This window comes from Pseudomonas sp. PB103 (assembly GCF_009764635.1).
GTDB lineage: Bacteria > Pseudomonadota > Gammaproteobacteria > Pseudomonadales > Pseudomonadaceae > Aquipseudomonas.
The window spans coordinates 15,355-27,829 of sequence record NZ_RWIL01000074.1 but is presented as its reverse complement, the minus strand read 5'-3'; the positions used below and the strand labels follow the sequence as shown (position 1 = coordinate 27,829).

Annotated in this window: 7 protein-coding genes; 2 read left to right on the top strand and 5 right to left on the bottom strand. The window is 53.7% G+C overall.

What is annotated here, in order from left to right:
- Window positions 1-117 precede the first annotated feature (117 nt).
- Entirely contained in the window at window positions 118-4,704 is a 4,587-nt protein-coding gene (locus tag EJA70_RS13775; RefSeq protein ID WP_158831374.1) for an AAA domain-containing protein, read from the bottom strand.
- A 350-nt stretch (window positions 4,705-5,054) separates the two neighbouring features.
- Between EJA70_RS13775 and EJA70_RS13770 the strand changes: the two genes are divergently transcribed.
- A complete protein-coding gene (locus EJA70_RS13770) occupies window positions 5,055-6,350 on the top strand; it encodes an ImmA/IrrE family metallo-endopeptidase (protein WP_158831373.1) in 1,296 nt (431 codons plus the stop codon).
- Between the two features lie 121 nt (window positions 6,351-6,471).
- On the opposite strand, the gene EJA70_RS13765 is transcribed toward EJA70_RS13770, so the two are convergent.
- Window positions 6,472-7,164, bottom strand: coding sequence for an ImmA/IrrE family metallo-endopeptidase (locus EJA70_RS13765; protein WP_158831371.1), 693 nt, complete (start codon window positions 7,162-7,164; stop codon window positions 6,472-6,474).
- Window positions 7,165-7,460: 296 nt separating this feature from the next.
- Window positions 7,461-8,528 carry a DNA-binding protein gene (locus EJA70_RS13760; protein ID WP_158831369.1) on the bottom strand — a complete coding sequence of 356 codons (1,068 nt, stop codon included), beginning with the start codon at window positions 8,526-8,528 and terminating at the stop codon, window positions 7,461-7,463.
- A gap of 196 nt (window positions 8,529-8,724) precedes the next feature.
- Between EJA70_RS13760 and EJA70_RS13755 the strand changes: the two genes are divergently transcribed.
- A complete protein-coding gene (locus EJA70_RS13755; RefSeq protein WP_158831367.1) occupies window positions 8,725-9,678 on the top strand; it encodes a site-specific integrase in 954 nt (317 codons plus the stop codon).
- A gap of 145 nt (window positions 9,679-9,823) precedes the next feature.
- Here the strand turns inward: EJA70_RS13755 and EJA70_RS13750 are convergent, their stop codons facing one another.
- Window positions 9,824-10,816 (bottom strand): hypothetical protein, encoded by a 993-nt coding sequence (locus tag EJA70_RS13750; RefSeq protein WP_158831365.1) that lies wholly within the window; start codon window positions 10,814-10,816, stop codon window positions 9,824-9,826.
- A gap of 482 nt (window positions 10,817-11,298) precedes the next feature.
- Window positions 11,299-12,408 carry a hypothetical protein gene (locus EJA70_RS13745; protein ID WP_158831363.1) on the bottom strand — a complete coding sequence of 370 codons (1,110 nt, stop codon included), beginning with the start codon at window positions 12,406-12,408 and terminating at the stop codon, window positions 11,299-11,301.
- Window positions 12,409-12,475 lie beyond the last annotated feature (67 nt).

Sequence of the window (12,475 nt, the reverse complement as noted above, 5' to 3'; positions counted from 1 at the left end):
TGCATCCTAGGGTATTCGGCCGCAGTCGCGGGCGTGAGTGCCCGTTGAACTCCAGTTGGAAATTTTGTTTTGGGACTGACGCGCGCAAGTCATCTCGCGCGCAGTCTTTCCAACTCTTCAGATCGCTAGGACTTGCTGCTCCTCGCCGATAGCCGGTGGTACTGTCAACTCGCCGATGCCCTCGTCATCTTCCTCCATGGAAGTGCTAACCGCGGATGCCCACTCCCGTAGCTCTACAACAGCCGGGAGTTTTTCCAGAGCATTAGTCGGTTCGATCCCGAGCTCAGCCAGGCGCTGCAGAAGTTCTCCGAAGATTTCCTCCTTATGCATGCTCCATGACGAAGCGAAGCACCGCCAAAACGTCCAGCCTGCACGTTCGAGGATACGTTGGCGATTCATGTCTGCCTCCCAGCGATCGGGGCCATGGAAGGCATCTCCATCACACTCGATTGCCAGACGATTATCGTTGGCTCCCTCGACGACCATGTCGAGCCTAAATGCCCCACTCTTCACCTGCGGGATGACGCGGTAGCCCCGCTCAACCAGTCTGCTGAAGACCTGCTGCTCAAATCCAGACTCGCAAAGCTTGAAGAGGCCATCCTGATCGACCTCCTGCTCTGTGAGTGGTTTGCTGAAGTACTCCAGGAGTGTACGACGAACATCTTTCAGGGAAAGGTGATCTAGGGTCACCGATCGAATCAGGTACATCCTATCGCGTGCACGGCTTGCGGCTACGTTGAACCGCTGTTCAGCAGCAATGCCTGAAAGCGGATGGCAGTTCTCTGGATCTGCGACCATGGAAATGAAGATGATGTCGCGCTCGCTTCCCTGGAAGGTGCTGGCGTCACCACACGCAAATTCACGAGCGTGGAGCTCAACGGCCGGGCATCGTTCACGTACTAGCGAATCGATGAATTTGGCTTGTTCCATGCCCCCTAACAGCGTTACCACACCAATCGTGCGACCCGCATACTTGTCATCCTTGATAAGTGCCTGGATTTCTTCAACGATGGCTTCTGCCTCAAGCCTGTTGCAGCCCTTCTTGTTCCTCACTCCGTCTTTGACATAAATGTCCACTAGAGGTGGATCGAGGCGCTCGGATGGTCGAGGGATTCGAAGGGGCTGGATCGCACCGCCGTAGAACTGGTTGGAATAGGAAATGATGGGAGGAACGCAGCGGAAGTGCTCACGCAACATAACCATATGGCCAGCGAAGACTCGCGATGCCAAATCGTAAAGAGATTTATCCGGCGTCATGTCGGCGCCATAGGGCTGGTCGTTCAGGAACCGGTTACGAAGCTCGCCGATCCTCTTGCCGGATTTGAAGCCACCATCGGGAGAAACTTGCTTGTCATCCCCTACTACCAGTACCTTTTTGGCCCTGACGATAGCCGGCAAAGCCCATAAGTCTGACTGGCTCGCCTCATCCACAATCACCAGGTCGAAGGCGCCTATTTCCGCCGGCATGGACTCAGAAATCTTGGCGTGACTCATGATCCAGCATGGCACGGCACCGGCAGCATCCTGCATGCACTGCTGAGCATCGCGGCGATAACGCTCCGCGTTCGGCCCTGTCCCCTGCCCTATCTTGCGTATCGCTGTCGAGTAGCCGGCTAGTGCTTGCAGTACCATCGGGCTGGCATTGGCTTTAGTGGACAGCCAAGCCGCTCGGCTCACCACTTCCCGATACATACGTGCCAGGCCAGCTTCGAGTTTTACTCGCTTGCCATTTAGCTCGACGAGCTCATGACGCGCTTCGATGCTCTGCAGGTGAGAGCGTATTTGCGCATGCTGCCACGCCTCCTTCCAACTACTTGGGAAAGCCAGGTCTTCAGCTCCGTTTTCAACAGGAACGGTCAGCAACCGACCGGAAAGATTTTCCGCTCCAGCTGCCATCACCCGATGCGCGCCCTCCCTGACATAATTCAGGAGGCCACCGAGTTCTCTGATCCGCTGTAGTTCTGTCAGCAGGTCGACATACTGGGACACGACCCGATGCGTATCTTGATCCGGGCTGCCTAGGCACTCCAGAACGAATGTACGAAGCCGGCAGGAGATTGGGCTATCGCCCGCGACTTTGGCCTGCAGAATTGCGAGTGAGGCGCACGCCATGCTGAGATCTAATCGAGCAAGGTTTTGAGTGAGGTGATCCCGCAGGCGACGAATCTCGACGATTGTCAGCCTATGCATGTTATCGGGCGCATCTGCGAAGACCGCCTCGCAGAGTGGCTGTACTTTTTCGGCGTACAGTGAGGTGAGCTCGAGCGCAGCCTGAACTGTACTAACGGTGATCTCCAGTTGCCGCAGATGTGCCGTTCCCGCTTGAAGTCGCGGAATCCCCAGTGTCTCGGCCAGAGGGTTCCAACGCGCAGTGAAGGATCTCACGTCCGCGTAAAGCTTCAGGTAGTCCTGGACGATCTTCCACTGCTCGGCAGACTTTGGCGCTGAGCCATTGATCCGGACATTGCTGACGTGTGTCTTGGCTTGGGATGCTCCGAAGCTCATCAGACCAAAAGGCTTTCCTGTTTCGGTAGCTCTATCCACGGCCTCAGATGTTTTCTCGCAATCCAAGGCTTCCTCTGGGAATTCAACAAAGTTTTCCAGCATGACCTTGCGCCGTTGCATCAAGGCCTGGGCGGCTGGAAGCATGCCTACTAGGACTGAGATTTCACTGTCGTACCGTCCACCTGCCGCCTTGAGTCGCAGCTCCTGCGACCAAAGAATTTCGCAGTCCCCGTCGTCGTGCAGCGCCACAAGCTTTTCTTCGCAATGACCCAGCTCCAAATCTAGATTCTTGGCGGCAGCGACAACGGCTTCACTGTCGGATTTCAGGGGTATGAGATCCCCCTGACCTAGAGCATATTCGAGCGACTTTAGCTGGCAGAGTGAGCCGTGGAGCTTGCCGATCTCCGCAGCTGCCAGTAATTGCTCAACTTCAGGCAGACTGGAATTGATGTAGACAAGGTCACGCCCGAGGTCGCGACGGGCCTGTCTTAAGCCCCTACCGAACTCATCGTCAAAAGGCAGCGAGTGTTCGGGAGACAACGAAAGTTCGTCGTCAAACCAGGCGTACTGGTCGCCGCCCTTCATCAGAAGCTCAGCAAGCTCTTCCGCACGATACTTGGCATCGCCTACCTGGATATCGGAAAGCTGATTCAGGGCAATCTCATTGACGCGGCGATCAAGCCTCACCAGCTCGGTATGAGCAAGATCAATGGACTGGTGCAGGCGATCAATCTCTCCCCGAGCAAGTGATGGATTGATTTGCGAAACTTGGTGTTGGATAGCCTCAATCGAGCCTTGGAATTGCCGGATCCCCTCGCGGTCACTGGTCAGCAGCGCAACCGTCAGTGGCCGAACCTCAGCCGGTATTTTCGACTGGAGTACCTTCAGGGCCTGCTCGCCACGTGAGGTGACAAGCACACGTTTGCCAGTCGCCAGGTAGTGGCAGATGATGTTGGCGATCGTATGGGTTTTGCCGGTACCGGGAGGGCCCTGAACCGCCACGCCTGGTGCGTGCTCCAGACGTTGAACGATAGTGACCTGCTCGTCGTTGTATGGGAGGGGAAAATACAGTTCCTTGGGCTCAGCCGTCGATCCATCCATACTTCGGCTGGACAGCCCGCGGAAGTTGACGTGCTGGTAATCGATTGCAATCGTCGATGCCGGGGTGACCAACGCAAGCGGGCCGGCAGGCAGCTCTAGACAGTCCTTAAGTTTCTCTCGGATCTTTCGAAGGTCGTTGATCAACCAGTTGCTGGGTTTGGGGCGCGCAAACACGACCCATGTATCGCTTACCTGCAGCGTGTCACCTGGTTCCGGGAAGCCCTGGGCACCGTCTCCCATCACCTCCAGATATTTGCCTTTGCTGTCTAGGCTTCTGGCCGAGAGCTTGAGTACATCAGCAAAGGTTGATGGCAAGAATGGGTTCAAAGGGGAGTCGACATGTCTGCCTAGATGATCGCGAATAGCACTTTCGCACTCGCTGGCGCCAGGGATATTGGCGTTGATCAGCGCATCGAACTCGATCATCGGATCTGTGGCACGCGGGCGAACTTCGACCGCCATGCTCTCCTCGTTCAAAGAGATGTCGAGGGCTTGGGTCAACAATGGATAATTGAATCCGTGCTGCGCATCGTTGATCGTTAACGTCCAAGCGCTAACGCCCACGCCCCATACCAGCTCGCGAGCAGATTTTCCCGTCTCCATCTGCTGCATCAATGCAAACATGTCGCCATAGAGGCTAATGGTCTTGCGACGTGGTTTCTCAAGCTCAGCCCATTCGTGCCACAGGACAAGATACGCCGTAAGAGCAGCCGAAGCTTGCGCGCGTACTTCGGCCTCCACTGCGGCGATATCCCCACCCGGATCTTTGTCTTGCTGTTCGCGGATTAACTGGAGGAGCACCTGCTCAGAGAGCAATGGTGGCTTGGAGGGATTGTCACTGGCTTTGATGACAGAGCTATAGCTTCCATCAACTGGTGCTGGAGCACGTGACTCTTCGAGCCGTTCGATTTGCAGCCAGACATTGTCGCCTGGGAACTGGAGATCAAAGTGCAGCCCAGGAAGACCTAGAAGGCCTGTCGGTGGATACACGTCATTAACAGAGCTCGATAGTTGATAGCGCGACGGATCAAGCTCCTTGAGGCTTTCCTCTGCGTACTCGAATAGTCGGCTGAGGAGCTCGTTAGGCGTCCGTTGCATGTTAATACTCCGATAATTCAGGGGGTGCGACTTCAAAAGTCAATATAGAGTCAAGGATGCCATATTGCCTCTAGGTGTGGTTTTGAAATAATCGCTTCCTGACGAGTGTCCTTGAGAATCAGGCGGAGCGAAATCCAGCGATACGCAGATGACGTCGGCGGGCCAAACTAACAATGTCGTCAGCGGGTGTCTGGGCGTTAACCTTCTGGTCATTGACATGAAAGTAGGAAAAAAGACCATCATGGTACCGAGCTGAGAGCCAGCATGCCCGGTGGTAATCCTTTTCTCGAGGGCTATCTATTCACGCACGACTGACATTCTGATCCGTTACCAAGGAGTCCGCCCTACATATGGAAATTGAAGCGCTCAGCACCTATGCCAAGGGTGACCGATTTGAAGAGCAGGTCTTTGAGTTCCTGTCTCGTGAGATCAATGAGGGTCGCTTCTATGTCTTCCGACCTGAGTGCTGCAAAATTTTCAGGAAGAAAGGCTACTACTCGCGTGACCGAGAAGACTTCATCGTTTTTGATATTTCGGTCGAAGCGTTCCTGCCTGGCTTCGAGACTCCATCATTGCTTGTGCTCATCGAATGCAAGAATTACAGCGGCAAAGTGCCTGTGGGGGACATCGAAGAGTTTGGATCAAAGATCAGTCAAGTGGCCGGCTTCAATGCAAAGGGTATTTTTGCGTCCGCTAGTGCGTTTCAGTCCGGCACGTTCAACATTGCTCGGAACCGAGGCTTCGGTGTTTTGCGTTACTTCGATCAATCTGAGTTTAGATGGGAGCTTCCTCGCGCCCTGCTAACCGGGGCGCGTAGCGCTAGAGCCCGTAAGCGTGCAGAGATTGAATACGCCCTAACCCAGACGGATTTTCGGCCTACCGTTTATAGCGCCTATGCCGTAACTCCTGCCGGCTTTACGGATGGCTGGGAAGGCATCTGGAAAGGCCTCGACCTTGAGAGCGCTTTTGAAGAGGGCGATCTGAGTCTGATTCGTCAGCCCACGATTATCGCAACACCTAGGGTCGCTTTCATTTCGCGGCACAGAATAGATCGCTTGGCGCAGCAGGCTTTGAAATCCATTTCATACATCCGTGGAGAGGTCGATCTAACCAAGCTAGTGTCCAGGGAAGCTGATGTCAGTGGACTGTCCGTGAGCTTCATTGAGGACTCCGGCTCAGCCCTCGGCAGTATCACGTTCAACCCGCTTGAGATCAAAATCTTCGCGGCAGATAGCCAATCCCACTTGGCCCGATTCACACTCGCCCATGAGTTGGGGCATCACTTTCTAGGTCATAAACGCTACATGACACGAGAAGCCATCCGAGCGCAGGACATTGACCAGAGCCAGCTGATCACCATCCCTAAAGGGGAAGTCGAGCGGTTGGAGTGGCAAGCAAATACGTTTGCTTCATGTCTCTTGATGCCTAAAGAGGACTTTCAGGCTGCGTTTGGGTTGTTACTACAGCATCTTGGCATCCGAAACCGTGGTCACGGCCATCTGTACCTGGACAGTCAGAGGGACAACGTCATTCAGTTTCATGCTGTGTGCAATTCTCTGAGCGAATATTTTAACGTATCGAAGACAGCGATCCGATTGCGCATGAGGGCGCTGGAACTGCTGGTCGAGGTTGGTCGCCAAGATTGAGCTGCATCTCACGGGGAGTTTAGGACGCATCGTCGGGCGGTTCTAGAGCGTACAGTCCTTTATCGCCCCACCATTCTAATGCACTTCGATTGATACCTAGCGCCTACTTCAAGCCCCCAAGCTACGGCCAGCGTACTAAACCAAGCTCCTTGAGTCTTAACGCCATTGCCGAATCGGATACTCCAAACTGCGTAGCAAGCGATACGACGTTGAGATTATTGAAGCGTTGGCACCGCGCCAGCGCCAGCTCTCGCTCCAAGGAGTCTGCCGAGGCATACAGCAGACCTTCGATGTTATGTGCATCGAGGTGATATGCAACCGTGTCGTTAAAGTGAAGCTGGTCTCCACAAAGGAATAGACGCCTGAAGCGGTCGGCGACAAGCTTCGCAGGCATCAAAAAACACGCTGCAAAGAAATCAGCCTCCCGTTCTTCAGGGTTTCGCGGCCCGCCGACTGGACGGTCATCTAACGCCCGATCCCTATGCATAACCTCACCTTTATGTAGAGCAAGGTGGCCGATCTCATGAGCACCCGTGAACAGTTTTACTGTGGGTGAGAATTCTTGGGAGATGGCGATGCGGTTCGCTTGGCGATCGATCAGACCTGCAATCTTAGGGCCGGAGCCGCCTTGGATGAATTTGGGGTCACCGAGATTCGGAAGCTCCCGATATTCAAAGCCGTACGCTAACGCCGCCTTTCTCGGATCACGCGCCTGAAGCGGGGTGATATCTTGATCGCCCCACAGGTGATATCGGTCGCGCCAGAGCATGCGCAGCAGCTCGGATGCTTCTTGTTCGATACTTGGCATGAGCATGCAAATCACCGCATGTAGTGTTCATGACCTGATAATAACGCAATATGTAGGGTTTTCAAGTCTTTCAAACATGCGCTGGCGGTGCTCGGCACACTGCTGCTAATTTGCTTTACTCGAGTCAGCCGCTTCGATACCTGACTTAGCTCGGGTTTCCAATCGAGTGCGGGTGTCGAGCTGTATGAAGGCTGGCGGTAATGTGCTGTTCGCCAGCATAAAAGTGAGTCGCTGATGAGCCCACTGAAGCGCGGAGCATTCTTCATTAGGGCCTATCGGTTTGAGCGGGGCTTTGTTCATGGTCACTTCCTCGAAGGTTTTGTGGGTGCTGTCTTTGGCTTCTCGGATGCAGGCGCAAATGTGGTGTTCGAATCGCTTCCATCTGTCTCAGCCTCGGTAGCCTGCAATCGCCGGAGTCGCTCATTCTCCGATTGGGCAGCAACAAGCAGCAGTCTTGCCTCCAGCTCGCGCTCGCCGCTCTTGGCTGCTGCTTCATTCAGTGCCGCGGCGTCTTGTCGAAGCGTGGCGATCTGTTCCTGGAGCTGCTCAGCAACTCCGGCGGATCTCGCCTCCGCCAGTTTCAGACCTTGGATCTCGCCAGTCAGTGTCTGTATGTGCGCCTCATGGCCGTGTAGCAGTTTCACCTGCTGCCTGGACTCTCCAAGCAACCGCTCGTTGTCACGATTTAAACGAGTTAGGTCATCCTGTTTCAGCACCAACGTTTCCTGCAGCTTGCGCTTCTCCACTTGGGCCTCGTGGAGTTGGGATTCATGCCGTCGTTGATCTTGTTCACGCTGCTCTTTCACAGACTCCCGGTAGTGCTCCAATGCCCCGCGCGCGTGAACATGCTTTTCCTCTAGGGAGTGGATCTGTTTATCCCGGTCACTGACCAAGGCTTCTAGGTCAGTACAGCGTTGATTAAGTCCGGCATTGCGTGTCAGCTCTGCCTGGAGTGAGGACTGCGTGGTTTTTAAGTCAGCAGTTTGAGCCTCAATCGCTGCTTGCTGAGTGTCGAGCTGCCTACGCGCTGCGGTCAGTTCAGTTTGCAGGCTGTCGATCTGCCCCTGGAGCTCTACACGCTCAATATCAAAGGCTGATCGGGACTGTTCGATCGACTCGTTACCCTCCTCTATGAGTCGATCCAGAAGGCTTTCCACCATTGCCGAAAGTTCTTCACCCATGCGTTCGCGGGACGATAGTGGGCGTGGATCGTAGGATTCGATCTCCTTCAGGTACCGGGCAATGGTTGTCTTCGACCCGGTATTCCCCAGTTCCACACGCACGGCATCGATGCTTGGGTATGTGCCCCTAGCGAGCAGAGACTGCCTTGCTTTTTGCACCACCGCCTTGTTAATGCCGCCACGAGCCATGTGAACTCCTACGATTTCGTGCTGTGTTACGTGTCATGTAATTACGTGACACGCTATCACCAATTTTTTGGATGTAAAGTCCAATAATTAAAAAGCTATAATAGTGCTTTATGGCTTCTTGATACTTTCTTGCGCCCAGAAAACCTCCTAGTGGCATTGGGAAAGCATAACGCTCCGATTTTGAAGGCAAAGCACGATGGAAAAGGCAGATCGGTACCTCAGGGCCGGTACCCGGGAGAACACGCGAAAGAGTTACCGGGCGGCGATCGAGCACTTCGAAGTGACTTGGGGCGGGTACCTACCCACGACCGGAGCGGGCGTCGTTCGCTACTTGGCGGAGTACGCCGACAAACTCTCCATCAACACTCTGAAGCAGCGCTTGGCGGCCCTTGCCCAATGGCACATCACCCAAGGTTTTCCTGATCCAACCAAGACGCCTGATGTTCGCCAGATGATCAAGGGCATCAGGGTCGTGCACCCTGCAAAGGTGAAGCAGGCCGCCCCACTGCTGCTGAAGCATCTAGAGCAAGCAGTCACATGGCTAGAAGGGGAAGCTGCAGCCGCGAGTGAACGGGGTGATTACAAATCGCTAGTGCGTCATCGTCGCTCGGTGGCGATTATCTTGATTGGGTTTTGGCGTGGCTTTCGTGGCGATGAGTTGGCAAGGCTAACGGTCGAGGATACCCAAGCCATAAGTGGTGAAGGAATTACCTTTTTTCTACCCTACACCAAGGGTGATCGCCAGCATGAAGGAACCACGTTCCAGACGCCGGCCCTCACCATGCTCTGCCCCGTAGAGGCCTACTTCAACTGGATAACAGTTGCCGGTATCGCGAAAGGCCCGGTATTCCAGCGGATTGATCGCTGGGGCAATCTGTCAGGTAAAGCCATGCAACCTCATAGCCTGATTCCTGTGCTGCGCCGAATTTTCAAAGAGGCAGGATTGCCATCGGAGCTGTATAGCAGCCACTCAATGCGGCGCGGCTTCGCGACCTGGGCGTCCGCCAATGGATGGGACATCAAGGGATTGATGAGCTATGTGGGCTGGAAGGATATGAAGTCGGCGCTTCGGTATGTTGACGCGGGCATGTCGTTTGGAGGGTTAGCCGCAAGCACTAACCCCTCGCGATTGAAGACGATTGAACTCTGACGCATACAAAACTAACCAAGCAATCGCCACCCTGACGCGAGCGGATTGGCATCCAGCCCAGGCGCCATAAGCATTCAGGAATTATTGGTTTCCGAAAATGCCTTCGGACGGCTGACTAGGTATTGAGCATCACTGCCGTGGCCTTTTATAAAGTTGCTTTGATTATTCCTGGCATTTCTTTGATTCCAGTGGCATTAAAAAACGAGGCCCTCTTTAACGGTGCGACGAGATCGAAACTCATTGTGTGATGATTTGAGATCGATACGCTTGACGACCACATAAATACGCCAACTTCACTCGAGTCGAGCTCGACCGTCAATGCGGAGATATCCAAGTCATAGCATGATTTTAGCGTCTTAAGTTTGGTGGATGGGAATTTGATCTTGAATTTATCATTGTATTCAGGCTGAAAATATCGAATTAAGGCAGCCTCAATCATCCCGACTGACTGTTTTTTCTTAGGGGGATTTTTAACGGCGTTAGCAAACCGAGCGTCATTTTCGTCATCAGCTATTGCGCCTACCGCCCGCCCATCCATTGAGGACATTATTTTAGTGTGGCCGAACTCATACATGAAAAGCACAATCTCTTGGTCGGGGTGATCATAGGGGGCGCGGGCCAATATCCGCTGGAGGGTTGAATGGCTGCTCAGCCGATCGACCGCATTGCGGCTGCCATCCCCAATGGCCTGCCCTATATAGAGAACTTGAAAAGCATTAAGATCATGACGCTGTGTATCGCTTCGCGCTCTTAACATAGCCATTATGTTAGCCGGCATATGAGTCGTAACCTTGCCCTCCGGAGTCAACGCATTAACTACCAGGTGCGGATACGGGCAATCTAGTTTGACTGCGCCAGCCTCCAATTCCCAGCTATAATTGCCAAACTCAAACTCACATTCTTTGCCTTCAACTCTGTAAGTTAAGGTGCCCGAGAATTTTTCGTTTTGGTGTTTTAAGGACTCCGGCTTGAATTTCACAGATGGGCGCGCTGCAATCGCATAAATGTGACAGTTCGACAGACGCTGCTCTTCCTCCGGAGGAAGAGTTCCGCCACTCATCAGCTGATCCGCAGTGATTATTCCGGTTAGACTATTCATATAGCAAATTGCGTATTCTGTAAGGAACTTACGTTTCATAATCTCGATTCTAGAGGAAGTTATTAAACACTGCTGTCGGCGACGGTAGCGGTACCCGTAGCCAGCAATTCTCTCACAGCGGCCGAAGCCCGCCCCATCTTGGTTGCTGTGGCGGTCATCGTGGTCGTTGCAAGTCCGCCCATCAACGCATACAGGCCAGCATAGCGACGCGAGGAAAAGATACGATCAACGTACGCAGCATACTGGTGAGCCCGCCCTAGTCGTTCAGGTATATGGTGGCTTTATGGCCAGCCCACGGGATGGACATAACTATGCAAATTTCGATCTGAAAAACCTCGACATGATCAACGTGAACTACGACTACCCTCTGCCTCCCAAATACGACAAATAGCGAGCGCCCCCTGAGAACTTCTATCCGTACGGCGGTTGCCAAGTCGGGGCTGCGGTGGTTAGTAAGCCAGGCCTCGAACGCTCAGGAAATGCTGGTAAGCATTACTTGCGAACCAGTCGTGTAGTCGATGCTAGCCACCCTTCCCCATCAGCTTAATGATCCACTCATACGCCCCGACCGCCTTGCCCACTACCTCACCCGAGGTGTTCACCAGTTCTAGGGCCGATTTGATGAGGGTCAGCTGATTTCGGTTGATCCGGGTAGTCGCTATTTGTTTACCCGGCAAAAGGCTTTCAAGTTCTCCGAACAGTTTGTCGCGGCTTTCAATCCAATGCTGAGCCTGTTCGGTCACCGATGGGATAAAGAGCCCACCACGTTGTAGCTCAATCAGTGGTGCTCGACGGCTGTCCAGCTCATCCGACAGCCTCAACAGGCGCGAGATTTGCTCGTCTCTGAGAAATTTCTCAGATTCTTTGAAGGAGAATCGCGCTAGGACATCTTCGAGTATCTTTCGGCCCTGGCAGCCTTGAGCCACGTAAGACACCACCATCCGACGATCTTCATCACTACCATCATGCCGTCGAAGCATCTGATCCAAGATTTTAGAGATCTGGCTCGTCTTTGCACCGATGCTGTTGACGTGATCTTGGATTCGCTCCAAGGACTTAGGCAGCAGGCCTGCCATACTCGAAATTTCTTTTTTGAAATTAGGCGTGCCATCCACAATCTTGCGGATTTTCTGCAGGAGCTCTTTGAGATGCTCTGTTGTCCACTCCTTGTCTAAAGAAAGGACAATGGACTCATCCACTCCATGCACGACCAAGCAGAGGCATGGGAGGTCGGCGGGTTCCACGTTGAAAATCTGCATGAAGTCCGGAACGAACCGGGCCATACCTCTTGCTGATGTCTTTGCTACATGATCACGATGGTGTTCCCACTCATCAGTGAGATCTCGAAAGCTCGTGGTATCCCGTAAGGGGAAAGCCACTCCTGAAAACGCCCCTACCTCACCAAGACCCCGGTCAAGCCCTACCGCTGAACCTCCAGTGGAATCGAGCAGAATGAAGGCTACCTCGCCACCGAGCACCGCGTCTGCAGCTGAAAAGCCCAGGATCAAGTCCTTCAACTTTTGCTGGTCTTCCAATTCCGGCGCCAGCATGACGCACATGATTCGCTGTTTTTCTTGCTTGGCATGGAACCAGTCAATGAGTTCCTGCGGAGTTGCGGATGTGATCAGCATTGGTCTTTCCTTCTAATGCACAGTCAGGTCTATAGGTGTTTGGGATGTTCGTAATGCTACAAAGCGA